Source organism: Citrobacter freundii complex sp. CFNIH9 (assembly GCF_002903305.1).
Lineage (GTDB): Bacteria > Pseudomonadota > Gammaproteobacteria > Enterobacterales > Enterobacteriaceae > Citrobacter > Citrobacter portucalensis.
In genome coordinates, this window is sequence record NZ_CP026238.1 from 783,023 (window position 1) to 808,281 (window position 25,259).

25 protein-coding genes are annotated in these 25,259 nt (G+C 52.0%); 15 read left to right on the forward strand and 10 right to left on the reverse strand.

The window, feature by feature from the left end:
- Positions 1-15: 15 nt before the first annotated feature.
- Positions 16-1,491, reverse strand: a complete 1,476-nt coding sequence (locus tag C2U43_RS03995; RefSeq protein ID WP_020996330.1) for a TrkH family potassium uptake protein — start codon at positions 1,489-1,491, stop codon at positions 16-18.
- Between the two features lie 199 nt (positions 1,492-1,690).
- Here C2U43_RS03995 and C2U43_RS04000 point away from each other — a divergent pair, with 199 nt between their 5' ends.
- Positions 1,691-3,862, forward strand: a complete 2,172-nt coding sequence (locus C2U43_RS04000; RefSeq protein ID WP_103284710.1) for a YgiQ family radical SAM protein — start codon at positions 1,691-1,693, stop codon at positions 3,860-3,862.
- Positions 3,863-3,965: 103 nt separating this feature from the next.
- Here the strand turns inward: C2U43_RS04000 and C2U43_RS04005 are convergent, their stop codons facing one another.
- The 4 genes from C2U43_RS04005 to yqhD all read right to left on the reverse strand — a co-directional run bounded on the left by C2U43_RS04005 (position 3,966) and on the right by yqhD (position 8,323).
- Positions 3,966-4,421: an HIT family protein gene (locus C2U43_RS04005; protein ID WP_008785817.1), complete on the reverse strand. Its 456-nt coding sequence runs from the start codon at positions 4,419-4,421 to the stop codon at positions 3,966-3,968.
- A 44-nt stretch (positions 4,422-4,465) separates the two neighbouring features.
- The gene (locus C2U43_RS04010; RefSeq protein WP_003828381.1) at positions 4,466-5,920 is read right to left on the reverse strand and encodes a DASS family sodium-coupled anion symporter; all 1,455 of its coding nucleotides are present in this window, start codon (positions 5,918-5,920) and stop codon (positions 4,466-4,468) included.
- Between the two features lie 187 nt (positions 5,921-6,107).
- Complete coding sequence (gene dkgA, locus C2U43_RS04015; protein WP_008785816.1) at positions 6,108-6,935, reverse strand: 2,5-didehydrogluconate reductase DkgA; 828 nt, start codon at positions 6,933-6,935, stop codon at positions 6,108-6,110.
- A 224-nt stretch (positions 6,936-7,159) separates the two neighbouring features.
- Entirely contained in the window at positions 7,160-8,323 is a 1,164-nt protein-coding gene (gene yqhD, locus C2U43_RS04020) for an alcohol dehydrogenase (protein WP_048215537.1), read from the reverse strand.
- A gap of 194 nt (positions 8,324-8,517) precedes the next feature.
- On the opposite strand from yqhD, the gene C2U43_RS04025 reads away from it, so the two are divergent.
- Positions 8,518-9,417 carry an AraC family transcriptional regulator gene (locus C2U43_RS04025; protein WP_032941737.1) on the forward strand — a complete coding sequence of 300 codons (900 nt, stop codon included), beginning with the start codon at positions 8,518-8,520 and terminating at the stop codon, positions 9,415-9,417.
- A gap of 70 nt (positions 9,418-9,487) precedes the next feature.
- On the opposite strand, the gene yghB is transcribed toward C2U43_RS04025, so the two are convergent.
- Both yghB and metC read right to left on the reverse strand, forming a co-directional pair.
- Positions 9,488-10,147, reverse strand: coding sequence for a DedA family general envelope maintenance protein YghB (yghB, locus tag C2U43_RS04030; protein WP_003024510.1), 660 nt, complete (start codon positions 10,145-10,147; stop codon positions 9,488-9,490).
- A gap of 131 nt (positions 10,148-10,278) precedes the next feature.
- Positions 10,279-11,466: a cystathionine beta-lyase gene (gene metC / locus C2U43_RS04035; protein WP_060683231.1), complete on the reverse strand. Its 1,188-nt coding sequence runs from the start codon at positions 11,464-11,466 to the stop codon at positions 10,279-10,281.
- A 250-nt stretch (positions 11,467-11,716) separates the two neighbouring features.
- On the opposite strand from metC, the gene exbB reads away from it, so the two are divergent.
- A complete protein-coding gene (gene exbB / locus C2U43_RS04045) occupies positions 11,717-12,451 on the forward strand; it encodes a tol-pal system-associated acyl-CoA thioesterase (protein WP_003024507.1) in 735 nt (244 codons plus the stop codon).
- Positions 12,452-12,457: 6 nt separating this feature from the next.
- Positions 12,458-12,883, forward strand: coding sequence for a TonB system transport protein ExbD (gene exbD / locus C2U43_RS04050; RefSeq protein ID WP_003828370.1), 426 nt, complete (start codon positions 12,458-12,460; stop codon positions 12,881-12,883).
- A gap of 77 nt (positions 12,884-12,960) precedes the next feature.
- Here exbD and C2U43_RS04055 read toward each other — a convergent pair whose 3' ends face one another.
- Both C2U43_RS04055 and C2U43_RS04060 read right to left on the reverse strand, forming a co-directional pair.
- On the reverse strand, positions 12,961-13,368 hold the full coding sequence (locus C2U43_RS04055; protein WP_057068268.1) for a hypothetical protein: 408 nt from the start codon (positions 13,366-13,368) through the stop codon (positions 12,961-12,963).
- Between the two features lies 1 nt (position 13,369).
- Positions 13,370-13,774: a hypothetical protein gene (locus C2U43_RS04060; protein ID WP_008785810.1), complete on the reverse strand. Its 405-nt coding sequence runs from the start codon at positions 13,772-13,774 to the stop codon at positions 13,370-13,372.
- A gap of 104 nt (positions 13,775-13,878) precedes the next feature.
- Between C2U43_RS04060 and C2U43_RS04065 the strand changes: the two genes are divergently transcribed.
- Positions 13,879-14,382: an ESA_00282 family adhesion-associated protein gene (locus C2U43_RS04065; protein ID WP_103284711.1), complete on the forward strand. Its 504-nt coding sequence runs from the start codon at positions 13,879-13,881 to the stop codon at positions 14,380-14,382.
- Between the two features lie 68 nt (positions 14,383-14,450).
- On the opposite strand, the gene C2U43_RS04070 is transcribed toward C2U43_RS04065, so the two are convergent.
- Positions 14,451-15,491 (reverse strand): aldo/keto reductase, encoded by a 1,041-nt coding sequence (locus C2U43_RS04070; protein WP_008785808.1) that lies wholly within the window; start codon positions 15,489-15,491, stop codon positions 14,451-14,453.
- Between the two features lie 155 nt (positions 15,492-15,646).
- Between C2U43_RS04070 and yghX the strand changes: the two genes are divergently transcribed.
- The 10 genes from yghX to hypA all read left to right on the forward strand — a co-directional run bounded on the left by yghX (position 15,647) and on the right by hypA (position 25,235).
- Complete coding sequence (yghX, locus tag C2U43_RS04075) at positions 15,647-16,534, forward strand: YghX family hydrolase (RefSeq protein ID WP_079934127.1); 888 nt, start codon at positions 15,647-15,649, stop codon at positions 16,532-16,534.
- 215 nt (positions 16,535-16,749) lie between these two features.
- The gene (locus tag C2U43_RS04080; RefSeq protein ID WP_008785806.1) at positions 16,750-18,390 is read left to right on the forward strand and encodes a methyl-accepting chemotaxis protein; all 1,641 of its coding nucleotides are present in this window, start codon (positions 16,750-16,752) and stop codon (positions 18,388-18,390) included.
- Positions 18,391-18,474: 84 nt separating this feature from the next.
- Positions 18,475-18,762 carry a DUF2623 family protein gene (locus tag C2U43_RS04085; RefSeq protein ID WP_003024490.1) on the forward strand — a complete coding sequence of 96 codons (288 nt, stop codon included), beginning with the start codon at positions 18,475-18,477 and terminating at the stop codon, positions 18,760-18,762.
- A 188-nt stretch (positions 18,763-18,950) separates the two neighbouring features.
- Positions 18,951-20,069, forward strand: coding sequence for a hydrogenase 2 small subunit (gene hybO, locus C2U43_RS04090; RefSeq protein ID WP_003024486.1), 1,119 nt, complete (start codon positions 18,951-18,953; stop codon positions 20,067-20,069).
- A gap of 2 nt (positions 20,070-20,071) precedes the next feature.
- Positions 20,072-21,058: a hydrogenase 2 operon protein HybA gene (gene hybA / locus C2U43_RS04095; protein WP_003828357.1), complete on the forward strand. Its 987-nt coding sequence runs from the start codon at positions 20,072-20,074 to the stop codon at positions 21,056-21,058.
- Entirely contained in the window at positions 21,048-22,226 is a 1,179-nt protein-coding gene (gene hybB, locus C2U43_RS04100; protein ID WP_003828354.1) for a Ni/Fe-hydrogenase cytochrome b subunit, read from the forward strand. Before hybA ends, hybB begins: the two co-directional genes overlap by 11 nt.
- Positions 22,223-23,926: a hydrogenase 2 large subunit gene (hybC, locus tag C2U43_RS04105; RefSeq protein ID WP_003828353.1), complete on the forward strand. Its 1,704-nt coding sequence runs from the start codon at positions 22,223-22,225 to the stop codon at positions 23,924-23,926. Before hybB ends, hybC begins: the two co-directional genes overlap by 4 nt.
- A complete protein-coding gene (locus C2U43_RS04110; protein WP_032944999.1) occupies positions 23,926-24,420 on the forward strand; it encodes a HyaD/HybD family hydrogenase maturation endopeptidase in 495 nt (164 codons plus the stop codon). Before hybC ends, C2U43_RS04110 begins: the two co-directional genes overlap by 1 nt.
- Positions 24,413-24,901: a hydrogenase-2 assembly chaperone gene (gene hybE, locus C2U43_RS04115; protein WP_008785804.1), complete on the forward strand. Its 489-nt coding sequence runs from the start codon at positions 24,413-24,415 to the stop codon at positions 24,899-24,901. The genes C2U43_RS04110 and hybE overlap by 8 nt, the downstream gene beginning before the upstream one ends.
- A complete protein-coding gene (gene hypA / locus C2U43_RS04120; protein ID WP_103284712.1) occupies positions 24,894-25,235 on the forward strand; it encodes a hydrogenase maturation nickel metallochaperone HypA in 342 nt (113 codons plus the stop codon). Before hybE ends, hypA begins: the two co-directional genes overlap by 8 nt.
- The last annotated feature ends 24 nt before the right edge of the window (positions 25,236-25,259 follow it).

Below are 25,259 nucleotides of genomic sequence, written 5' to 3' on the forward strand. Positions count from 1 at the left end.
GCGCCGGGGTATTCGTTACGCCCGCCAGAACATGCGCGAGAACAGGATCAGAATGGGGTAAATCTCCAGACGCCCCATGATCATGGCCGCGCACATCAGTAGCTTTGCTTCCTCGTTTAAGGTGCCAAATGTCGTGGCGGTGACGCCAAATCCCAGCCCCATATTGTTGATGCAGGCGGCGACGGTGGCGAAAGAGGAGAAGAGATCGTAGCCCATCAGATTGAGCGCCCAGATAAAAAAGCTGGTGAACAAAACGTAGAGAAAGAAAAAGCTCCATACCGAACGCACCACCCGGTCGCTTACCACGCTATTGCCCACTTTGATATTCAGCAGGGCGCGAGGGTGCGCGAGCTGATGTAACTCCTGACGGCACTGCTTGAACATAATCAAAAAGCGCAGCACCTTAATCCCCCCGCAGGTCGAACCCACACAACCGCCGAAGAAACTGGCGCTGAGCAGCATGAAGATCGTGTGCGAAGGCCACTGCGCGTAATCCGCCGTCGACAGGCCATTATCTGTCAGCATCGAACTGGCCAGAAAAAAAGCATGCACCAGGCTGTCCGTTAATCCGTACATGCCTGCCCGCCAAACTTGCCAGGTGGCGATCAGAGTGACCACCAACGCAATAAGCAAAAAGAAACGCAATTCGGCATTACGACGAAAGGGTTTGAAGGTACGTTTCACGATAGCAACGTACCAGAGGGTGAAGTTAAACGCAGACAGCAGTGAAAATATCCCGGCGACAAGCTCAATGGCATGGCTGTTATAAAAGCCGATGCTCTCGCTGCGAGTGGAAAATCCGCCGAGAGAGACCGTCGACAGCCCGTGGCATAAGGCGTCGAAAAACGACATCCCGGCAGCCCAGTAGGCCAGAGTACAAATAAGACCCAGAATGACATAGGTCATCCACAGCGTACGTGCAGTATCAGCAAGTCTTGGCGTGAGGCGTTCTTCTTTAAAAGGGCCCGGCATTTCAGACTGATACAGCTTCATGCCACCAATACCCAGCAGCGGCAATACCGCCACGGCGAGGACGATAACACCCAGACCGCCAATAAAATTGAGCTGAGCCCGATAGTACAGATACGACTTCGGCAAGGCGCTGACGTCATCAATCACCGTTGCGCCTGTAGTGGTAATCCCAGAAACTCCTTCAAACAGGGCATCCGCAAAAGAGAGGTTTAAGCCATCGTCCATCCACATCGGCATCGCGCTGATAAACGAAAACAACAGCCAGAACAGGACGATAATGACGAAACCATCCCGGGTGCGCAGTTGAATCCCCGCATGTTTGGTTGCCAACCACGCCCCGCCGCCGAGGGTGAAGAAAGTCATAAACGTGCTGAAAAAAGCGAACAAGCTCCGCTCTTTGTTTAACAAAGCGATGAGCATCGGTGGCAGCATAGAAAAGCTGTAGAGAAGAACCAGAAATCCGCACAGGTGAACAACAACCCGTAACTGGGAAATATGCAGTGAATCGTTGAGTCGCAATGAAAAATCCCCCGCCGAAAAAGAGTTATCTCAGCTGGCCGGCATGGTCTTAATTATGATCGATAAAAATGATCGTCGTAAAATTTAACAATTTATATAACTTTCTACTGGTCTGGTTCAGACTCCACTTCATTTCTTGCCGACATACAGCGTATAATCCTCGGCCTTTGATTATTTTTTTACCATTTTTGGAAGCATTATGAGCGCAATATCCCTGATCCAGCCGGACAGAGACCTTTTCTCCTGGCCGCAGTACTGGGCTGCCTGTTTTGGCCCGGCACCGTTTTTGCCGATGTCACGCGACGAAATGGACCAACTTGGCTGGGATAGCTGCGACATCATTCTGGTTACCGGCGATGCATACGTCGATCATCCCAGCTTTGGCATGGCAATTTGCGGACGTATGCTGGAAGCGCAGGGCTTTCGCGTAGGGATTATCGCCCAGCCGGAGTGGAACAACAAAGACGATTTTATGCGTTTGGGTAAACCGAACCTGTTCTTTGGTGTGACCGCAGGCAACATGGACTCGATGATCAACCGTTACACCGCCGATCGCCGACTGCGCCATGACGATGCCTACACACCGGACAACGTTGCGGGCAAACGTCCGGACCGCGCCACGCTGGTCTATACCCAGCGCTGTAAAGAAGCATGGAAAGATGTGCCGGTTATTCTCGGCGGTATTGAGGCCAGCCTGCGCCGTACCGCGCACTATGACTACTGGTCTGATACCGTTCGTCGCTCTGTTCTGGTGGATTCCAAAGCCGACATGCTGATGTTCGGCAACGGCGAACGTCCGCTGGTGGAAGTGGCGCATCGTCTGGCGATGGGCGAAACCATCGATCAGATCCGCGACGTGCGTAACACTGCGATTATGGTTAAAGAAGCGCTGCCGGGCTGGAGTGGGGTGGATTCCACGCGCCTCGACACGCCGGGCAAGATTGACCCGATCCCGCATCCGTATGGTGAAGATCTGCCGTGTGCTGACAACAAGCCGGTCGCACCGAAAAAGCAGGAAGCGAAAGCGGTAACCGTACAGCCGCCGCGCCCGAAACCGTGGGAAAAAACCTACGTGCTGCTGCCGTCCTTCGAAAAAGTGAAGGGCGATAAAGTGCTGTATGCGCATGCGTCGCGTATCCTGCACCACGAAACCAACCCAGGCTGTGCGCGTGCGATGATGCAAAAGCACGGCGATCGCTACATCTGGATCAACCCGCCAGCCATTCCGCTCTCTACCGAAGAGATGGATAGCGTCTTTGCGCTGCCGTACAAACGTGTGCCGCATCCGGCGTATGGCGACAGCCGCATTCCGGCCTATGAGATGATCCGTTTCTCGATCAACATTATGCGTGGCTGCTTTGGCGGCTGTTCGTTCTGTTCGATTACCGAGCACGAAGGTCGCATCATCCAGAGCCGCTCTGAAGACTCGATCATCAATGAAATCGAAGCCATTCGCGACACCGTTCCAGGCTTTACCGGCGTGATTTCCGACCTCGGCGGCCCAACGGCGAACATGTATATGCTGCGCTGTAAGTCACCACGCGCGGAGCAAACCTGCCGTCGTCTGTCATGCGTCTACCCGGATATTTGTCCGCACATGGATACCAATCATGAGCCGACAATTAACCTTTATCGTCGTGCGCGTGATTTGAAAGGCATTAAAAAGATCCTCATCGCTTCGGGCGTGCGTTACGACATCGCGGTTGAAGACCCGCGTTATATCAAAGAGCTGGCGACCCACCACGTTGGCGGCTACCTGAAGATTGCGCCAGAGCATACCGAAGAAGGCCCGCTATCGAAGATGATGAAGCCGGGGATGGGCAGCTACGATCGCTTTAAGGAATTGTTCGATACCTACTCTAAGCAAGCGGGTAAAGAGCAATACCTGATCCCGTACTTTATTTCCGCGCACCCGGGCACGCGTGATGAAGATATGGTGAATCTGGCGTTGTGGTTGAAGCAACGTCGTTTCCGTCTGGATCAGGTGCAGAACTTCTATCCATCACCGTTGGCGAACTCCACAACCATGTATTACACCGGGAAAAACCCGCTGGGTAAAATTGGTTATAAGAGTGAAGATGTGGTGGTGCCGAAAGGTGATAAGCAGCGTCGTTTGCATAAAGCCCTGCTGCGTTACCACGATCCAGCCAACTGGCCGTTAATCCGCCAGGCGCTGGAAGATATGGGTAAAAAGCATCTGATCGGCGGTCGTCGCGAATGTCTGGTCCCGGCGCCTACGCTGGAAGAGATGCGAGAAGCGCGTCGCCAGAACCGTTATACTCGCCCGGCATTGACCAAGCACACACCGGTGGCGCATCAGCGCCAGACGCCAGCCGCAAACAAAAAACGCGGGAAAGTGGCAGGGCGCTAATCTGCCTTGCCCGGTGGTGAAATGCTTATCAGGCCTACGAATAGCACAGTTTTGTAGGCCGGATAAGGTGCTTGAACCACCATCCGGCAGAGAGACTCAGTATTTATGCTTCACGAATTCTGGCCGCTAATGCGGCCAGTTTTGCATCATCCGCCCGTTCATGATCGTGTGACGAAAGATATCCTTCATACTGCTCGAAAAATTTGTTCTGCCGCGCTTCAATCGGTTTCCAGTGGGTTAGATCGCCAGTGCCATGCATGGGGCTTAATTTGCTGTGCACATGGTCTACGCCGAAACCTTCGAAGAACATACCCGTACGACTGACATCCGGGAAAGCCTTATCCAGTTTCTTAGCCACTTTTTGGGTCGCCAGCATCAGATCAGCCAGTGCCTGCGGCGGCATATCGAAGGCATAGCTGGGATAATGCTTTTTCGGGATCACCACGGTAAAACCGTCGGTGTTCGGGAAAATCGACAGAAAAGCCAGATGATGCTCGTCTTCCCAGACCTTATGGCAGGGTGCTTTACCTTCAACTATTTGACAGAAAATACAGGTCATTCCTTTTCTCCGCAGGTAAGGTGATTCGTCAGGACGCAGTCAGTTTAGTACAGACCCAACACCTTCCACCACATCAGACCCACGGTGATAAACACCGCCTGGTTAAACAAGCTGATGATAAATCCTGTACGCCACCAGACGCCCGTTGGAACGTACCCGGCACCAAACAGGATTGGACCGCGAGCGTGGGTGTACTGGGTGAGCGAGCAGTACAAACTGCTGGTGAAGGCCAGCATTAATGCCGTGGGGGCTGCGGGAATATTCAGATGCAGACCGACACCAAGGAAAACGGCGTACAGCGCGGCAATCTGTGCATTACCGCTGGCAAAAAAGTAGTGGGTATAGAAGTAGGCGGCGTTCAACAGCAGCAGGACGATCACCCAACTGGTACCGTGCATAGTACTGCTCAGGCTATCGCCGATCAGATTGCCAAACCAGGTGGTGAAGCCCAGTTTTTTCAGCTGGTTCGCCATCATCAACAGCGCGGCAAACCAAATCAGTGTGTCCCATGCGCCTTTCTCGCTCTTCACATCTTCCCAGCTCAGAACGCCGCTTAGCAATAAAATGGACAGTCCCACGAACGAAGCAGTGGTGGCGTCGACGCCTAACGTATCGCCAAAAATCCACAGCACCAGCAGCACGCCGACGGTAGCCAGCATCAGCCATTCGCCGCGAGACATACTGCCCATTTCCGCCAGCTCTTTGCGCGCCAGGTTAGGGGCATCCGGCGTGTGTTTAATTTCCGGGCGCACGATCCAGTAGACCAGCAGTGGAACCAGCAGTAAGGACACCAGGCATGGCAGCAGCGCCGCCATAAACCAGCCGCCCCAGGTCAGCGTGACGCCCGCATTGGCCGCCAGCTTCACCGCCAACAGGTTGCCGGTATAGCCGGTCATAAAGAGCGCGGCGGTGACGTCGTTGACGTTGCCAATACAGGTGATAAGAAAGGTACCGATTTTACTGCGGGACTCATCTTCCGGGTTCGAATGGAAACTGCGTGCCAGAGAGTCAGCAATCGGATAGATGACGCCGCCGCAGCGTGCTGTATTACTCGGCATTGCCGGGGAGAGGATCAGATCGGCAAAGGCCAGACCATAGGCGAGTCCCAGCGTGCGCTTGCCGAGCAGACGGATCATCTGCAGCGCAATGCGTCGTCCGAGGCCGGTTTTGATAAACCCGCGGGCAATCATAAAAGCCACGACGATAAGCCAGATAAGTGAACTGTTCAGCTCACTCAGTGCCGTGGTGATAGCGCCGCTGGCGGTTTTATCTCCGGCAGCATAGGCGAGCGCGAATACCGTAATACCAATAATGCCGACCGCGCCGATGGGTAATACTTTAGCCACAATAGAAGCGATGGTGGCGACGAAAATAATTGCCGAATGCCAGGCTGGCGCACTTAGCCCGGAAGGTGGAGTAAGCTGCCACAGTCCGGCAGAAATGAATATTATAAGAATTAATGGGAGCCATTTGACTCCACTGCTTTTTTTCTCAGTCACGTTTACGCACCTATGGATATGGTGAATATATTCATCAAATAAATATATTTATTTAATAATTAACAGGTTATGTTGCGTAATGCTGCTCCAGCGACTGCAAGAAATACATCAATATATATGTGTGAATTGTTTCCTGATATTTCAAATCAGTAAAGGCCCGACGAGAGTGTCGGGCTGGAGGAAGGAGTTAACCGCCGAACTGATCCGGGTCTGGCCCCAGACGTTTGCCCTGATCGAGTTTCGCGATTTCGCCTAATTCGTCTTTATCCAGGCGGAAGTCCCAGACGTTAAAGTTTTCTGCGATACGCGCAGGGGTGACAGATTTTGGAATCACCACCAGCCCGCTATCCAGATGCCAGCGGATGACAATCTGCGCCGGTGATTTGCCATATTTCTCAGCGAGGTCACGGATGATCTTTTGATCAAAGACGTCTTTGCCGCCCTGCGCCAGAGGGCTCCAGGATTCGGTCTGAATTTTATGCGTTGCGTTCCAGGCGTGCAGTTGGCGCTGTTGCATAAGCGGATGAAGTTCGATCTGGTTAATCACCGGAGGTACGCCGGTTTCATCCATCAACCGCTGGAGATGATTGATCTGAAAGTTGCACACGCCGATGCTCTTAATCAGCCCTTCTTTTTGCAGGTCGATCATGTTTTCCCACGCTTCAACGTAGTGGTCGATCGCCGGAACCGGCCAGTGCATCAGGTATAGATCGAGGTAATCAAGCTGGAGTTTTTCCATGCTTTCGAGCAAGGCTTCCCGGGGGCGTTTTTGGTCATCATTCCACAGCTTGGTGGTGATGAATAACTCGTCCCGTGGTACGCCAGCATCGCGTATTGCTTTGCCGACACCTTCTTCGTTTTTGTACGCCGCAGCGGTATCAATTGAGCGATACCCCACTTCCAGCGCTTTATGAATGGCGGTGATGACTTCTTCGTTGCTTGCCTTCCAGACCCCCAGGCCCAGTTGTGGCATGACGTTACCATCCTGTAGCTTGATAATGGTTGGACCGGTCATAATTCCCCCCCACACTTAATCCTTCAGGCTGCCTCTTTGTTGGCTGCTTGCGTTTACCCCGGTCACGTACTTATGTACGCTCCCGGGGATTCACTTAATTGCCGCCTCGATGCCTCATGAATGATTGGGTGTAAATTGAGTTCACCGGGGCAGCCCCCGGTGAGTTAGGTGTGACTTAAGCCTGGTATAAATACCCAAAAACGAAAGGCGGAGGTTAAAAAACCTTAGCGGGCAGCTTCGTAAATCCGACGGCTGACTTCAAGCGTAATGTCCTGATGTTCGCCCAGTTGCGTACCACCGTGTGCTTCCAGTTTTTCCAGCAATGCCGGGATGGAGCTACCGTCCAGGCCATAGTCAGACAGGCGAGTGGGTACGCCCATTTGTTCGAAGAAAGCACGGGTAGCGGCAATGGCGGCGTCGATGCGCTGGTCGTCGGAACCTTCGGTGATATTCCAGATACGCTCTGCGTATTGCAGCAGTTTGGCACGCTTGGTATCACGTTTTTCATTCCACAGCGCTGGCAGAACGATGGCCAGCGTTTGAGCATGATCCAGACCGTGCATTGCGGTCAGTTCATGGCCCAGCATATGCGTTGCCCAGTCCTGCGGTACGCCTGCGCCAATCAGGCCGTTCAGCGCCTGGGTTGCCGCCCACATAACGTTCGCACGCACGTTGTAGTTTTCCGGCTCCTGCAAGGCTTTCGGACCTTCTTCTACCAGCGTGAGCAGAATGCCTTCGGCAAAGCGATCCTGAATTTTCCCGTCTACCGGATAAGTCACATACTGTTCTACGGTATGAACAAAAGCATCCACAACGCCGTTTGCAACCTGACGCGGCGGCAGGGTGTAGGTGTAAACCGGATCCAGTACGGCAAACACTGGCTGCACGAACGGGGTCATAAAGGCCAGTTTATCGCCGGTGGTTTTACGCGAAATTACCGCGCCGGAGTTAGATTCAGAGCCGGTTGCAGGCAGGGTTAATACGGAGCCCATCGGGATGGCGCTTGTTACGTCGTTGCCGTGGGTTTCCAGAATGCGCCATGGATCAATGCCATCAGCGTACTGTGCCGCTGCCGCGATGAATTTGGTGCCGTCCAGCACTGAACCGCCACCTACCGCCAGCAGAAACGTCACTTTCTCATCACGCACGATTTTTACTGCGTTCATCAGCGTTTCGTAAGACGGGTTTGGCTCGATACCGCCAAACTCCAGCACATCCAGGCCTTTCAGCGCGTCCTGAACCTGTGCCAGGACGCCAGTTTTTTTCACGCTGCCGCCGCCATAGGTAACCAGTACGCGAGCGTCCTGAGGAATTTGATCGCGCAGCTCAGCAATCGCGCCTTTACCAAACAAAATACGTGTTGGGGTATGGAGATTAAAGTTGTTCATTGCTCGTTCCCTTTGGTGGGTAATAAAAGAGGGCAGGTGAGTGTCTGCCGGATGATGAACATTGTGGTCGCCCGCCGCGTTGCTCTCAATGCTCATTTCTGCCGATGTCTTGCCCATTTCTACAGACTGCTGGAGAAAACGGATAAATCTGCGCATTATGTCAGGGTCGAAAACCGATGATGAAATGGTGCCCCATGAACCGTGATGAGATCTGTCTTCTGCTGACAGATAAAATTAAGCAGCTGAAAAGCAATGAAAATAGACTTAACGAACTGCTGCCAGATGTCCGCCTGCTACACGGTACGGAGCCGGCGGCGCGTACACCGGTCATGTATCAGCCAGGCATCATATTTCTCTTTTCGGGACATAAAATTGGTTACATCAATGAGCGCATATTTCGCTATGACGCCAACGAATACCTGCTGCTAACCGTACCTTTACCCTTTGAATGTGAAACCTATGCGACGCCGGAGGTTCCTCTGGCCGGTATTTATCTGAATGTCGATATCCTGCAATTGCAGGAGCTGCTGATGGACATTGGGGAAGACGAGCTGTTCCAGCCCGCCATGGCGGCCAGCGGGATTAACTCTGCAACGCTCTCTGACGAAATTCTCTGCGCTGCTGAGCGCCTGCTGGATGTGATGGAGCGACCGCTGGATGCGCGTATTCTGGGGAAACAGATTATTCGCGAGATCCTCTACCATGTGCTGACCGGACCGCGCGGCGGCGCGTTACTTGCGCTGGTCAGTCGCCAGACGCATTTCAGTTTGATAAGCCGGGTACTGAAGCGGATTGAAACCAAATACACCGAAAACCTCAATGTAGAACAGCTGGCGGCAGAGGCGAACATGAGCGTGTCGGCGTTTCATCATAATTTTAAAGCGGTGACCAGCACGTCGCCGCTGCAATATCTTAAGAGCTATCGCCTGCATAAAGCACGGATGATGATGGTTCACGATGGGATGAAGGCCAGTGCGGCTGCCATGCGCGTCGGCTATGAGAGCGCATCGCAATTCAGTCGGGAGTTCAAACGTTTCTTTGGCGTAACGCCGGGGGAAGATGCGGCAAGAATTCGTATGATGCAGGGGAGTTGATTTCTTGTAGGCCTTAAAACCGCGCGCCATCAGGCATAATGCCGGGAATTACCCCGGCTACGGATAATACTCAGGCGCTACAGTATTTTTTTTTAATCACCACGAACAATGTTCCCAACAATCCTGCGGTTAACAGGGCAATCGGCAGGATCATTAGAAAGGTCATCACCTGATCTTCATGGCGTTTAACGAACGGGATCATGCTCAGCGCATAGCCGAAACTGGTGACGACGGTGACCCACAGCAGGCCACTCAGCCAGTTAAAAAACTGGAACCGACGGTTAGGAAGCCCTGAAATGCCAGCCATCGTTGGCAGCAAGGTGCGAACGAACGCCAGGAAACGCCCTGCCAGCAGCGCCATCAGGCCGTGTTGATCAAACATGCAGGTGGCGCGCTGATGGTATTTTTCCGGTAATTGCGCCAGCCAGCCTTTCACCGTGCGCGTGTTGCCTAGCCAGCGTCCCTGAATATAACTCAGCCAGCAGCCCAGACTGGCTGCGGCCGTCAGAATAGCTATGGTAGGTAAAAAACTCATCACGTCCTGAGCGATCAGCGCTCCTGCCAGTAATAACAGGCTGTCTCCGGGTAAAAAGGAGGCGGGCAGCAGGCCATTTTCTAAAAACAGCGTGGCGAACATGACGAAGTACACCACGCTCACAACGTGCGGATCCGCCAGTGCGGCAAAATCGTGTTGCCAGAGCGCGGAGACAATATCTTGAATGACTACCATGGACTTTCCTGTGGAACAGCGTTTATGTGTGGATTGTACTCCTGAATTGCCCGGGATGCCTTGATCCCGGACGCAACAATTGCAGACTTTTCCACCAGAAGTGTCTGCATATATGTCCATCTGTGGCAATTTTACTCGATTCGGGCAAATCCTGCGGCCAAATCGGCAATCAGATCGTCAACATTCTCTAAACCGATATGTAAACGGATGAGCGTTCCGCTGAAATCCACCTCGCCTTGCGGACGGATTGCCGCAATGTGTTCCGGCTGGTTGGCGAGAATCAGTGACTCAAAACCGCCCCAGGAGTAGGCCATACTGAACAGGCTGAAGTGATCCAGATACGCAGCAAGCTCCTCATTATTGAGCTTCTTATTCAATACAAAGGAGAACAGGCCGCTGCTGCCGGCGAAATCACGCTTCCAGAATTCATGGCCTTTACTGCCGGGCAGTGCCGGGTGGTTCACGCGGGCGACCTGCGGATGGCTGGCCAGCCACTCGGCGACCTTTAAGCTGCTTTCATGGTGCTGACGCAGGCGAACGCTCAGCGTACGCAGTCCACGGCTGGTCATATAGGCGGTATCGGCGTCCAGCATTTGCCCCATCAGATAGGCATTTTCGCGCAGTTGATCCCAGCAGCGGGCATTAGATACCGCCGTGCCGACCATGCCGTCAGAATGACCAATCAGATATTTGGTGCCTGCCTGAATAGAGATATCAATGCCAAAATCCAACGCTTTGAACAGCACCCCGGCAGCCCAGGTGTTATCAATCATGATGATTGCATCCGGCGCGACGCTTCTGACGGCGGCAACAATAGCTGGAACATCATGCACTTCCATAGTGACAGAGCCGGGAGATTCCAGAAATACGACTTTCGTGTTCGGCTGTATGTGCTTAACGATATCGGCGCCAACCAGCGGATCGAACCAGCCGGTGGACACGCCGAGCTTGCCGAGAATTTTGGTGCAGAAATCCTGACTGGGTTCATAGGCTGTGTTGGTCATCAGCACATGATCCCCTTGCTCTACAAAGGCAAGGATGGTGTTGGCCACGGCCGCCGCACCGCAGGGAAACAGCGCGCAACCCGCACCACCTTCCAGTTCGCACATCGCTTCCTGAAGAGAGAAATGCGTCAGGGTTCCGCGACGCCCATAGAAAAGCGCACCGTTCGCCCGGTTGTGCGTGGCCTGTTTTTTAGCCTCTACGGTGTCAAAAACCAGCGAAGAAGCGCGCTGGATCACGCTATTTACCGAGCCCAGCGTGTACTTTTTACTGCGTCCTGCGTGAACGAGTTTGGTTTCAAGTTGTTTATCTGCCATGTTGTCTTACCTGTTTTTATACGTCTGGATGTCTAAACTACCATAAATCAAAGATGACGCATCCTGCAGAACGGTCATACAGTAGAAAATAATCTCAAAATGCTTCTGGTGACTTTTTTACTGCGTAAGCGCAAGGAAAAGAAACCAAAGGTGCGGCAATATGTAAATAGTAATGAGAACGACTATCAATTCGACGTCGTTTTGATATGATTACGCTCAGATTTTGTGATTTGCGTCCTGGAGATACAGAGTGGGTAATAATTTGATGCAGACGGATCTTTCCGTCTGGGGTATGTATCAGCACGCCGATATCGTGGTTAAGTGCGTGATGATTGGGCTGATTTTGGCGTCAGTGGTCACCTGGGCTATCTTCTTTAGTAAGAGCCTTGAGTTCTTTACTCAGAAACGCCGCCTTAAGCGTGAACAGCAACTGCTGGCGGAAGCCCGCTCTTTAGATCAGGCAAGTGAAATTGCCGCAGGATTCGATGGCAAAAGCCTGGGCGCACAGTTGATTAACGAAGCGCAGAACGAGCTGGAACTGTCAGAAGGCAGCGACGATAACGAAGGCATTAAAGAGCGTACCGGCTTCCGTCTGGAGCGTCGTGTGGCGGCGGTAGGTCGTCATATGGGCCGCGGTAACGGATACCTGGCCACCATCGGGGCTATCTCTCCATTCGTCGGTCTGTTCGGTACCGTATGGGGCATCATGAATAGCTTCATCGGGATTGCACAAACTCAAACGACCAACCTCGCCGTTGTTGCGCCGGGTATCGCAGAAGCGCTGTTAGCGACCGCAATTGGTCTGGTTGCAGCAATTCCAGCGGTTGTTATCTACAACATTTTCGCACGTCAGATTGGCAGCTATAAAGCGATGCTGGGCGATGTCGCGGCACAGGTGCTGTTGTTGCAAAGTCGCGATCTGGACCTGAATGCAAGCGCATCCGCGCATCCGGTACGTGCAGCGCAGAAATTACGTGTAGGATAATGTTCCATGGCAATGAGCTTTAATGAAAACCTGGACGATAACGGTGAAATGCATGAAATCAACGTGACGCCGTTTATCGACGTTATGTTGGTTTTATTGATCATCTTTATGGTTGCCGCGCCGTTGGCAACCGTAGATGTGAAGGTGAATCTCCCTGCCTCCACCAGCACGCCGCAGCCGCGTCCGGAAAAACCGGTTTACCTGTCAGTTAAAGCCGATAAGAGTATGTTCATTGGCAACAATCAGGTGACGGATGAAACCATGATTAACGAGCTAAATGCGCTAACTGAAGGGAAGAAAGACACCACGATTTTCTTCCGGGCAGATAAAACCGTTGATTATGAGACCATGATGAAGGTGATGGATACGCTGCATCAGGCGGGCTTCCTGAAGATTGGTCTGGTTGGCGAAGAGACAGTGAAAGCGAAGTAATCTTCCTCATTGCCGGGTAATGGTTGCCGCCTTACCCGGCGTGTCTCTCCTGATTCAACTCCCTCGCACACTTGTTCTTATCTGTTCTCATCTAACGCGACCGTGGTTATCCTGGTGGGTTCGTAGTTCCCTTCAGACAGCTTTCGCGTCAGGCGTAAGGTAGCCGTTTCCCGCGCGAGTATATGCTGGTAGGTGCTTTCCAGTCGGGCCATGATTTTGTCCCGCAGTTCTGGTTGCTGCTCCATAATGGCTTCGATCGCGGCACCGTAGATCTCTTCTTTAGCCTGTAGCGAGTAAATTTCACGGCGATTTTGCCATTTCATCCGCACCAGTGCAGCGGGAATAGAGACTATCTCCTGAGCAACGCTTTCCAGTGTCGCGGTTTTATTGGCAATCAACACGGCTAAATTTTGCTTTAAGACAAACTCATCGCTTTTATGGTTATCTAAAGCCAAATAAACATTATTATCCTCAACATCTTTCATTTTATTTCTCTTCCAGAGAATAAAAAATAGGGTCGCTGGTTTCACGGGTAATTAAATTAAGCCAAATTTTGTTGCCCTGTTCATTTATGATGGCTGTTTTTTGAGTCAAAATTTTACTTAATTCTTGTGCATTAATGTCGCCTTCTGCCTGTAGTGAATTGAGCAGGCGAGAGAATGACTCAATTTTTGCTGCACGAAATAGACGCTCTTTTAAATGACGGTCGCACTCTTCAAATAGCATATTTCGTGACTGGCCGGTAGCAGCAGAGCTAATCAAAATATCGGATTCGTAATCGCTTAATGTTATCTTCCCCTGAGTCAAATTTTCACTATTATCTGTGGAGGTGGTATTGTCAGGTGAGCTGGATAAGTGAAAACGCGAGGGAACAAGATGCTCGGGAAGCATGTTGAAATATCCTTTGATGCCAATGATATGTTGTTTTAAATAAACCATGCCGCGTTGACAATAGCATGGCGTAATTTTAAAATCAAAAAAAATGGAGCCAGTATATGAACAGTATATTTTATTCTGTTATTACCCTGCTATTGCTGACCTGTGTGGTACTTTTGTTGATGCGCAGTGCAAATAAAAACCGTAATGCAGAAAATGGATACGCTGAAAACCAGCCGGAAATACTGAGTAAAGAAGAGGGTGAAGATCATTTCTCGGTACTGATGAATTCGATTACTCCGGTTTGGTATTGGCGTGTCAATCACGAATATATCGATTTTATCCACTCGACGATCAAACGGATGACAATGGTGGAGCTGAATGAGACGCCAGGGCTATTTGATGCACAGCGGCGTTGCAGCGATCTCAACTCTGCGGTGTATAAATATTACGACAATATTAAAAAACGCTGTCTGAGTGGCGAGAAAGTCCCGCATGCCGATCTGGACGTGCTTAACTTACGTCAGTGCTTCAGGGAGTTCAGCCTGGAAGCATATCCTGCACTTGTCGCGCTGGTGTGGCCGGAATATCAGCGCCCAGAAATCAAAGCAGAAGAGGTGTGAGGGACTGGCTGACCCGTATTACGTACCGGGGAGGCTAACGCCGCCACCCGGCACGGTGTTACCTACGGTTATTTGTCAGATGAGGCCTGCCACAGGTTCAGCTTACCGTCCGCGACGTGCTTATCGATCTGCGCCAGTTCTTCGGCGCTGAACGTCAGATTCGCCAGCGCCTGAACGTTTTCTTCCAGTTGCTCCGGTCGACTGGCGCCAATCAATACCGACGTTACCCTGTTGTCTTTTAGCAGCCAGCTTAAGGCCATTTGTGCCATCGACTGTCCACGCTGTTGCGCCATCTCATTAAGCAAACGCAGGCTGGTAAGGTTTTCTTCCGTCAGCATGTTTTCCGTTAATCCACGAACCTTTTTCCCTTCACGCTGCATGCGTGAACCTTCCGGAATACCGTTAAGGTATTTCCCCGTCAGCAGTCCCTGAGCCAGCGGCGTAAATGCGATGCAGCCTATGCCGTTGGATTCCAGCGTATCCAGCAGGCCGCTGCTGTCTACCCAGCGGTTAAGCAGGTTGTAAGACGGCTGATGGATCAGCAATGGAATTTTCCATTCCCGCATCAACTCGGCCATTTTCTGCGTACGTTCCGGAGAATAGGATGAAATGCCGACATACAGCGCTTTACCGCTTTGCACGGCGTGGGCCAGCGCCGAGGCGGTCTCTTCCATTGGCGTATTTTCGTCAACGCGGTGAGAGTAGAAGATATCGACATAGTCGAGACCCATGCGTTTCAGACTCTGGTCGAGGCTGGCGAGCAGGTATTTGCGCGAACCGCCAGAACCGTATGGCCCAGGCCACATGTCATAGCCTGCCTTGGTGGAGATAATCAGTTCATCGCGATAGTGTGCAAAATCCTCGCGCAGTAATCGGCCAAAATTCTCTTCTGCGCTGCCTGGTGGCGGCCCATAGTTATTGGCTAAATCAAAATGCGTGATGCCTAAATCAAATGCTTTACGCAACAGGGCGCGCTGTGAATCCAGCGCCTGAACGTGCCCAAAACTGTGCCATAAACCCAGCGATAGCGCGGGTAAACGCAAACCGCTGCGCCCACAGTAGCGATAGAGCATCTGCTCGTAACGTTCAGGATTGGCAAACCAGGCCATGAGATCTCCTTAGTGCAGGTGAATTTCGAAACAACGTTTCTATTCTAGCGGGTTCACGGTGAATATCCCGTTCACCAGGTCACACTGAGATGAAAAACTGGGCAAAAACAGGTCACTGTGCTTTGCTTAAAAAAACACCAATCAGGAGTGCGACGATGCCGCGTTTGACTGCCAAAGATTTTCCGCAAGAACTGCTCGACTACTATGACTATTACGCGCATGGCAAAATAACGAAACGCGAGTTTCTCAATCTGGCAGCGAAATATGCAGTGGGTGGCATGACGGCGTTGGCTTTATTCAATTTATTGAAACCCAACTATGCCCTCGCAACGCAGGTAGAATTTACCGATCCCGATATTTTGGCGGAATATATTACCTATCCTTCGCCTGAAGGGCATGGTGATGTGCGGGGGTATTTAGTTAAACCTGCGAAGGTGACAGGGAAAGTTCCGGCGGTGGTGGTAGTGCATGAGAATCGTGGGCTGAATCCGTATATTGAAGATGTGGCGAGACGGGTGGCGAAGGCGGGCTTTATGGCACTTGCGCCGGATGGATTAAGTTCGGTAGGGGGATATCCTGGCAATGATGATAAAGGTCGGGAATTGCAGCAGCAGGTTGACCCCGTAAAGTTGATGAATGATTTTTTTGCCGCCATTGAATTTATGCAATCTTATTCAGGGACGACGGGAAAGGTAGGTATCACCGGATTTTGCTACGGTGGTGGTGTGTCGAATGCCGCTGCTGTAGCTTTCCCTGAACTGGCCTGCGCGGTGCCTTTTTATGGGCGGCAGGTTCCTGCATCAGATGTCCCCAAAATAAACGCGCCTTTATTACTGCACTATGCGCAATTAGACACACGTATTAATGAGGGATGGCCTGCCTATGAAGCGGCGCTTAAGGCCAATAAGAAAGTCTATGAAGCCTATATCTATCCCGGCGTTAATCATGGCTTTCACAACGATTCGACCCCCCGTTATGATAAAGCTGCCGCTGATTTAGCCTGGGAACGTACTCTTGCGTGGTTTAACAAATATTTGCGATAGAAAACAATAGATTATTTAATGCTTATAACTAATTACCTGAATAATAATGCTACCTAATTTCATTAGCATTCATATTGATATAGTGTGGAGAGAGAGTGGATGTACTTAAGAAAGTAAAAAAATAAAGAACGCATTATATCTTCTCTACTGCCTGCCGATAACAAGGATAAGTATCGCCTGATGGCGAATTCCTCATCAACGGCAAGGAAATTATTATGCGTTTGCTGAAAAACTTCACTATTCGTATTGTCATGTTGGCAATACTGGGACTTTTTTGCCTGCTCTGGTCGGGCGTGGGTTTATTCAGTCTTCATTCGTTATCAAAAATATCTGAAGGCAATGATATTGACCGTCATCTTGTCCATCAGATGACGGTTCTCAGTCAGGGCAACGATCAGTACTTTCGCTTCGTAACGCGCTTAAGTCGCGCCATGGATGTCAAAATGAGTGGCGGAACGCCTGATTTTGCGCCAGCGCAACAGTCCCTGGAGAATATGAGCAAAAAACTCCAGGAGATGAAAACATTATCTCCGGGCCCTATGGACCCTGACGTCGCTAACGCAGTACTGACGAAGTGGCAGGCGCTGCTGGACAACGGCGTGATCCCGCAAATGCAGCTGGCGCAGCAGGGAACGCTTACGGCCTTTGCTGAGCATGCCAGCACTATTACACCCGCGTTGAGCCGTGAATTTGGCGCCAGTGCCGAGCGTTTTAACGCCACGGCAGGCGAGCGACTCGATACCACCCGCGTGATGGTCGATGGCAAAACCTCTATCATCCGGACGCTAATTATCACCGCTGTGATCCTTGGGATTGCCCTCCTTTTCTTTACCGACCGCTACCTTGTTTCCATGATGGTGAAACCGCTGGGACGTATTCGCCAACAGTTCCAGCAGATTGCGCAGGGCGATCTTAGCCATCCCATCGAAGATTTTGGTCGTAACTGTGTGGGTCAACTGGTGCCGTTATTGTGCGCGATGCAGGATAGCCTGCGTGAAGCCGTCAGTACCATCCGTTCAGGTAGTGACAACATCTGGCGAGGGGCGACGGAAATTTCGACCGGGAATAACGATCTCTCCTCACGTACTGAAGAGCAGGCTGCGGCTCTGGAAGAGACCGCTGCCAGCATGGAGCAACTGACCGCAACGGTAAAACTGAACGCAGAAAATGCGCGTGAAGCCAGCCAGCTTGCCGATACGGCCACAGAAACGGCAGGCAAAGGGAGCACGCTGGTTTCAGAAGTGGTTGAGACGATGGACGGCATTGCCGCCAGCTCTAAACAGATCGCGGAAATCACGTCAGTTATTAATAGCATTGCTTTCCAGACCAACATTCTGGCGCTGAACGCGGCGGTTGAAGCAGCCAGGGCAGGCGAGCAGGGGCGCGGTTTTGCCGTCGTCGCCGGTGAAGTACGCAACCTTGCCAGTCGCAGCGCTGGGGCGGCGAAAGAGATTGAGACGCTGATTGGCGAGTCATCGCGTCGTGTTGATCAGGGCGCTCGTCTGGTTAAAGAAACAGGATTAACCATGGAGGCGATTCTGCGCGGCGCCACCGAAGTGACTGTCATCATGAAGCAAATTGCCTCTGCCTCGGAAGAACAGAATAAGGGTATCTCGCAGGTGAGCGTGGCGATCACGCAGATGGACAGCGTAACGCAACAGAACGCTGCATTGGTAGAACAAGTTTCCGCCGCGGCAGTGGCGCTGGAACGACAAACAGAGGAGCTGCAACGCTCGGTGCAACAGTTCCGCCTTTCCGCTAATGATGTGCAATACGCAGCCAGCCAAACCACTTCCTCTTCAGCAGACAGCAAAACGTCTGCGGCCGCTAAAACGGATGAGTGGGTGTCCTTTTAAGCCGTTATAAAAAGTTCGTGATACCTCTGGTCTTTGCTTAAAAAATCGCTATATAATTTATTATATAGCGATTGGAGGTTATGCATGGACAACCATTTTGGTAAAGGTCTGATGGCCGGATTAAACGCCTCAAGTGCGGACAGTGCACGCTCAGTGGCGAATTTTTGTGCGGATTATAAGCGTGGTTTTGTGCTGGGATTTTCACATCGAATGTTTGAAAAAACGGGCGATCGACAGCTCAGCGCGTGGGAAGCGGGGATCCTGACGCGCCGTTATGGGCTGGATAAAGAGATGGTGATGGATTTCTTTAAAGAGAACCAGTCCAGTACAACAATTCGGTTTTTCATGGCTGGCTATCGACTCGAAGCTTGATCCGAAAGGGGTATTATCTTGCTTTAATTAATTACACTATTGACCTACGCCTTCGTTTTGTTGCTCCGCCGAAGTATTATAATGCACATAACCATATAAAAAGTGTGGTAATGGCGCGCCGATCGCAATATGCAACATGCGAATGGTGCAAAATAAAAGCCAGGTCTTCGCAACGGAATAACTATAAAATGACTGGAGATAACTCTCTCATCAATTCGAGCGGCATTAATCGCCGTGATTTCATGAAGCTTTGTGCAGCACTGGCCGCTACCATGGGGCTCAGTAGCAAAGCCGCCGCAGAAATGGCCGAATCAGTTTCTCGTCCTCAGCGCCCACCGGTTATCTGGATTGGTGCTCAGGAGTGTACGGGTTGTACTGAATCGCTGCTTCGCGCGACACACCCTACAGTGGAAAACCTCGTTCTGGAGACAATCTCTCTGGAATACCATGAGGTGCTCTCTGCCGCCTTCGGCCATCAGGTCGAAGAGAACAAACATAACGCTCTGGAGAAGTACAAAGGGCAATATGTTCTGGTAGTAGATGGTTCTATCCCACTGAAAGATAATGGTATTTACTGTATGGTTGCCGGCGAGCCGATCGTGGATCACATCCGCCGGGCCGCAGAAGGCGCAGCCGCTATCATTGCCATCGGCTCTTGTGCCGCGTGGGGTGGTGTTGCTGCCGCTGGCGTTAACCCAACGGGTGCCGTCGGCCTGCAAGAAGTTCTGCCAGGCAAAACCATCATCAACATCCCCGGCTGTCCGCCGAACCCGCATAACTTCCTCGCAACGGTCGCGCATATCATCACTTATGGTAAGCCGCCGAAGCTGGATACCAAAAACCGTCCGACATTCGCCTATGGTCGTTTGATTCACGAACACTGCGAACGTCGCCCGCACTTCGATGCTGGTCGTTTTGCTAAAGAGTTTGGTGATGAAGGCCACCGTGAAGGTTGGTGCCTCTACCATCTGGGCTGTAAAGGACCAGAAACCTACGGCAACTGCTCAACGCTGCAATTCTGCGATGTGGGCGGCGTGTGGCCGGTGGCTATCGGTCACCCTTGCTACGGCTGTAACGAAGAAGGCGTCGGCTTCCATAAAGGTATTCACCAGCTTGCTCACGTGGAAAACCAAACGCCGCGTTCCGAGAAACCTGACGTCAACATGAAAGAAGGCGGCAATGTTTCTGCCGGAGCGATTGGACTGCTGGGTGGCGTAGTAGGACTGGTTGCCGGCGTCAGCGTGATGGCGGTTCGTGAACTGGGGCGTCAGCAGAAGAAAGATAACGCTGACTCACGGGGAGAATAACCGTGAACAGACGTAACTTTATTAAAGCAGCCTCCAGCGGGGCATTGCTGTTGGGCGCCGCGCCGTCCATCAGCCATGCGGCTGCAGAAAACCGTCCGCCGATCCCTGGTTCTCTTGGGATGCTCTATGACTCGACGCTGTGCGTAGGCTGCCAGGCCTGTGTCACCAAGTGTCAGGATATCAACTTCCCGGCGCGTAACCCGGAAGGCGAGCAAACCTGGTCGAACAACGACAAACTGTCGCCGTATACCAATAACATCATTCAGGTGTGGCGTAGCGGAACAGGCGTTAACAAAGACCAGGAAGAAAATGGCTATGCATACATCAAGAAACAGTGCATGCACTGTGTTGATCCGAACTGCGTTTCCGTTTGCCCGGTCTCCGCGCTGAAGAAAGATCCGAAAACCGGCATCGTCCATTATGACAAAGATGTCTGCACGGGCTGTCGTTACTGCATGGTCGCCTGCCCGTACAACGTGCCTAAGTACGATTACAACAACCCGTTTGGTGCGCTTCACAAATGTGAACTGTGTAACCAGAAAGGCGTTGAGCGTCTGGACAAAGGTGGTTTACCGGGTTGTGTTGAAGTGTGCCCAGCCGGTGCGGTGATTTTTGGTACGCGTGAAGAGCTGATGGCTGAGGCGAAAAAACGTCTCGCGCTGAAGCCTGGTAGCGAATACCACTATCCGCGTCAGACGGTGAAAGCAGGCGATACCTATCTGCATACGGTACCGAAGTACTACCCACACCTGTACGGTGAGAAAGAAGGTGGTGGTACGCAGGTTATGGTACTGACGGGTGTTCCTTACGAGGATTTGGATCTGCCGAAGCTGGATGATCTTTCAACTGGTGCGCGTTCCGAACATGTTCAACATTCCCTGTACAAGGGCATGATACTACCCCTGGCTGCGCTGGCGGGCTTAACCGTGTTGGTTCGTCGTAATACGAAAAACGACCATCACGATGGAGGAGACGATCATGAGTCATGATCCTAAACCGCTGGGCGGAAAAATAATCAGCAAACCGGTCATTATTTTTGGGCCGCTTATCGTCCTGTGTATGCTCCTGATCGTGAAACGTCTGGTCTTCGGACTGGGCTCAGTCTCCGATCTGAACGGCGGTTTCCCATGGGGTGTATGGATCGCGTTTGACCTGTTGATTGGTACTGGCTTCGCGTGCGGTGGTTGGGCGCTGGCGTGGGCGGTGTACGTTTTCAACAGAGGACAATACCATCCATTGGTTCGTCCGGCGCTGCTGGCGAGTCTGTTTGGCTACTCGTTGGGTGGTCTGTCGATCACCATTGACGTCGGTCGTTACTGGAACCTGCCGTATTTCTACATTCCGGGCCACTTCAACGTGAACTCGGTACTGTTCGAAACGGCGGTCTGTATGACCATCTATATCGGCATCATGGCGCTGGAATTTGCTCCGGCTCTGTTTGAACGTCTGGGGTGGAAAGTTTCCCTCAAACGTTTGAATAAAGTGATGTTCTTTATTATTGCCCTCGGCGCGCTGCTGCCAACCATGCACCAGTCTTCAATGGGTTCATTGATGATTTCTGCGGGTTATAAGGTGCATCCGCTATGGCAAGCTTATGAAATGCTGCCGCTTTTCTCGGTATTAACCGCCTTTATTATGGGCTTTTCGATCGTCATCTTTGAAGGCTCGTTGGTACAAGCCGGTCTGAAAGGTAACGGTCCGGACGAGAAAAGTTTGTTCATCAAGCTGACGAATACCATCAGCGTGCTGCTGGCGATTTTCGTGGTACTGCGCTTTGGCGAACTGATCTATCGCGACAAGCTGTCCTATGCGTTCTCAGGCGATCTTTACTCCCTGATGTTCTGGCTTGAAGTCGTGCTGATGGTCTTCCCACTGGTGGTGCTGCGCGTCACTAAGCTGCGTAATGACTCGCGCATGCTGTATCTGTCTGCGCTGAGCGCATTGCTGGGTTGTGCAACATGGCGTCTGTCCTATTCGCTGGTGGCGTTCAATCCTGGTGGTGGCTACCACTACTTCCCGACCTGGGAAGAGCTGTTGATTTCTATTGGTTTTGTGGCTATTGAGATTTGTGCATACATCGTACTCATTCGTCTACTGCCGATACTTCCTCCTTTAAAACAAAACGATCAAAATCGTCATGAGGCGAGCAAAGCATGAGCCAGAGAATTACTATTGATCCGGTAACCCGTATTGAGGGTCATTTACGCATCGACTGCGAAATCGAAAATGGCGTGGTATCTAAAGCATGGGCTTCCGGTACCATGTGGCGCGGCATGGAAGAGATCGTGAAAAACCGCGATCCGCGCGATGCCTGGATGATTGTGCAGCGTATCTGTGGCGTTTGTACGACCACTCACGCTATCTCTTCCGTTCGTGCAGCAGAAAGTGCGCTGAATATTGATGTTCCGGTGAACGCACAGTATATCCGTAACATCATTCTGGCCGCGCACACCACGCATGACCACATTGTTCACTTCTATCAGCTGTCTGCGCTGGACTGGGTGGATATCACCTCTGCACTGAAAGCTGACCCAGCGAAAGCGTCTGCCATGCTGAACGGCGTGTCCTCCTGGCACCTGAACAGCGCAGAAGAGTTCACCAAGGTTCAGAACAAGATCAAAGATCTTGTTGCCAGTGGTCAGTTAGGCATTTTTGCTAACGGTTGCTGGGGTCACCCGGCAATGCAGCTGCCGCCGGAAGTGAACCTGATTGCGGTCGCACACTACCTGCAAGCGCTGGAATGCCAGCGTGATGCCAACCGCGTTGTGGCACTGTTGGGCGGTAAAACGCCGCACATCCAGAACCTGGCGGTAGGTGGGGTTGCTAACCCAATTAACCTTGACGGTCTCGGCGTGCTGAACCTTGAACGCCTGATGTACATCAAGTCCTTCATCGATAAGCTGAGCGACTTCGTTGAGCAGGTGTACAAGGTTGATACTGCGGTTATTGCTGCGTTCTATCCTGAGTGGCTGGAACGTGGTCAGGGTGCGGTTAACTATCTGAGTGCGCCGGAATTCCCGACAGACGGTAAAAACGGCAGCTTCCTGTTCCCGGGCGGTTATATCACCGATGCTGATCTGTCGACCTATCGTCCGATCACCTCTCACTCCGATGAGTACCTGATCAAAGGGATTCAGGAGAGTGCGAAACACGCGTGGTACAAAGATGAAGCGCCGCAGGCTCCGTGGGAAGGCACAACGGTTCCTGATTACACCGGTTGGTCAGATGACGGCAAATACTCCTGGGTTAAAGCGCCTACTTTCTACGGCAAAACGGTTGAAGTGGGTCCGCTGGCCAACATGCTGTGTAAACTGGCAGCCAAACGCGAGTCTACTCATGCCAAGCTGAATGAAATCATCGCGATTTACACCAAGCTGACCGGTAAAACTATCGAAGTGTCGCAGTTGCACTCTACGCTGGGCCGTATTATTGGCCGTACCGTTCACTGCTGTGAACTGCAGAACGTTCTGCAGGATCAGTACAATGCACTGATTGTGAACATCGGTAAAGGCGACCACACCACCTTCGTGAAACCGGATATTCCGGCAACAGGCGAATTCAAAGGTGTTGGTTTCCTCGAAGCGCCACGCGGTATGCTGTCTCACTGGATGGTGATTAAAGACGGCATTATCAGCAACTACCAGGCGGTTGTACCGTCAACCTGGAACTCTGGCCCACGTAACTTTAATGATGAAGTGGGACCGTATGAGCGCTCGCTGGTAGGTACGCCGATTGCCGATCCAAACAAACCGCTGGAAGTGGTTCGTACCATTCACTCCTTCGACCCTTGTATGTCATGTGCGGTGCATGTGGTGGACGTTGACGGGAACGAAGTGGTCTCAGTTAAGGTTCTGTAATGCGGATATTAGTCTTAGGGGTCGGCAATATTTTGCTGACCGACGAAGCCATCGGGGTACGTATCGTTGAGGCATTAGAGCAACGGTACATCCTGCCAGACTTTGTTGATGTTCTGGACGGTGGTACGGCTGGGATGGAGCTTCTCGGCGATATGGCGAACAGAGATCATCTGATCATTGCTGACGCCATTGTGTCGAAGAAAAACACGCCAGGAACGATGATGGTCCTGCGGGATGAAGAGATCCCAGCGCTGTTTACCAACAAAATCTCACCGCACCAGCTTGGCCTGGCCGACGTATTGTCGGCCCTGCGTTTTACCGGCGAGTTTCCGAAAAAGCTGACCTTAGTCGGCGTTATTCCGGAATCGTTGGAACCGCATATCGGGCTAACGCCAACGGTTGAAGCGATGATTGAACCTGCGCTGGAGCAGGTTCTTGCCGCGCTTCGCGAATCAGGCGTTGAAGCGATCCCTCGGGAGGCGGCTCATGTCTGAGGAGTTTGTCGGTTTTCAGACGGCCCCGAAGACGCAGATTCAGGCAGCGTTTGAAGAGGTTGCCCGGCGTTCGATGCACGATCTCTCTTTCTTGCATCCGAACATGCCGGTATATGTCTCTGATTTTACGCTGTTTGAAGGACAGTGGACGGGGTGTGTTATCACACCCTGGATGCTCAGCGCACTGATTTTCCCCGGACCGGACCAGATCTGGCCGGTGCGTAAAGTCAGCGAAAAAATCGGGCTGCGTCTGCCGTATGGCGAGATGACCTTTACCGTTGGTGAACTGGAGGGCGTATCGCAATACCTTTCCTGTTCACTGATGTCGCCGCTTTCGCACAGTATGTCGGCGCAAGAAGGTGTGCGTCTGACTGACGATTGCGCGCGCATGCTGTTATCGCTGCCGGTGAGCGATCCGAATGCGCCGCAGCTAAATCGCCGCGCGCTGCTGCTGGGTCGTCGGAACTGCGAAAATGCATGAGCTGTCCCTTTGTCAGAGCGCGGTTGAGATTGTTCAACAGCAGGCAGAGCAGCACGGTGTCAAATGTGTAACCGGCGTTTGGCTGGAAATCGGAGCGCTCTCGTGCGTTGAAGAGAGCGCCGTCCGTTTCAGTTTCGACATCGTCTGTCAGGGCACGCTGGCGCAAGGGTGTGAGTTGCATATTGATTACAAACCAGCCCAGGCATGGTGCTGGGATTGCAGTCAGGTTGTGGAAATCACCCAGCATGATGCGCAGTGTCCACTATGTCAGGGCGATCGTCTGCGGGTTGATGCAGGCGATTCACTGAAAGTGAAAAGTATTGAAGTCGAATAACCCATAGGTTGCTATGGGGCGGAG

Bases quoted from the DNA above. Each gene is read 5' to 3' on its own strand.
- C2U43_RS04060 (WP_008785810.1), bottom strand. From the start codon at position 13,774: ATGCTTCCCGAGCATCTTGTTCCCTCGCGTTTTCACTTATCCAGCTCA.
- dkgA (WP_008785816.1), bottom strand. From the start codon at position 6,935: ATGACCGGTCCAACCATTATCAAGCTACAGGATGGTAACGTCATGCCA.
- C2U43_RS04080 (WP_008785806.1), top strand. From the start codon at position 16,750: ATGCGTTTGCTGAAAAACTTCACTATTCGTATTGTCATGTTGGCAATA.
- C2U43_RS04065 (WP_103284711.1), top strand. From the start codon at position 13,879: ATGAACAGTATATTTTATTCTGTTATTACCCTGCTATTGCTGACCTGT.
- C2U43_RS04000 (WP_103284710.1), top strand. From the start codon at position 1,691: ATGAGCGCAATATCCCTGATCCAGCCGGACAGAGACCTTTTCTCCTGG.
- hybC (WP_003828353.1), top strand. From the start codon at position 22,223: ATGAGCCAGAGAATTACTATTGATCCGGTAACCCGTATTGAGGGTCAT.
- metC (WP_060683231.1), bottom strand. From the start codon at position 11,466: ATGGCAGATAAACAACTTGAAACCAAACTCGTTCACGCAGGACGCAGT.
- hypA (WP_103284712.1), top strand. From the start codon at position 24,894: ATGCATGAGCTGTCCCTTTGTCAGAGCGCGGTTGAGATTGTTCAACAG.
- hybO (WP_003024486.1), top strand. From the start codon at position 18,951: ATGACTGGAGATAACTCTCTCATCAATTCGAGCGGCATTAATCGCCGT.
- C2U43_RS04070 (WP_008785808.1), bottom strand. From the start codon at position 15,491: ATGGCCTGGTTTGCCAATCCTGAACGTTACGAGCAGATGCTCTATCGC.
- exbD (WP_003828370.1), top strand. From the start codon at position 12,458: ATGGCAATGAGCTTTAATGAAAACCTGGACGATAACGGTGAAATGCAT.
- hybB (WP_003828354.1), top strand. From the start codon at position 21,048: ATGAGTCATGATCCTAAACCGCTGGGCGGAAAAATAATCAGCAAACCG.
- yghB (WP_003024510.1), bottom strand. From the start codon at position 10,147: ATGGTAGTCATTCAAGATATTGTCTCCGCGCTCTGGCAACACGATTTT.
- yqhD (WP_048215537.1), bottom strand. From the start codon at position 8,323: ATGAACAACTTTAATCTCCATACCCCAACACGTATTTTGTTTGGTAAA.
- C2U43_RS04025 (WP_032941737.1), top strand. From the start codon at position 8,518: ATGAACCGTGATGAGATCTGTCTTCTGCTGACAGATAAAATTAAGCAG.
- C2U43_RS04005 (WP_008785817.1), bottom strand. From the start codon at position 4,421: ATGACCTGTATTTTCTGTCAAATAGTTGAAGGTAAAGCACCCTGCCAT.
- C2U43_RS04055 (WP_057068268.1), bottom strand. From the start codon at position 13,368: ATGAAAGATGTTGAGGATAATAATGTTTATTTGGCTTTAGATAACCAT.
- C2U43_RS04085 (WP_003024490.1), top strand. From the start codon at position 18,475: ATGGACAACCATTTTGGTAAAGGTCTGATGGCCGGATTAAACGCCTCA.
- hybE (WP_008785804.1), top strand. From the start codon at position 24,413: ATGTCTGAGGAGTTTGTCGGTTTTCAGACGGCCCCGAAGACGCAGATT.
- C2U43_RS04110 (WP_032944999.1), top strand. From the start codon at position 23,926: ATGCGGATATTAGTCTTAGGGGTCGGCAATATTTTGCTGACCGACGAA.
- yghX (WP_079934127.1), top strand. From the start codon at position 15,647: ATGCCGCGTTTGACTGCCAAAGATTTTCCGCAAGAACTGCTCGACTAC.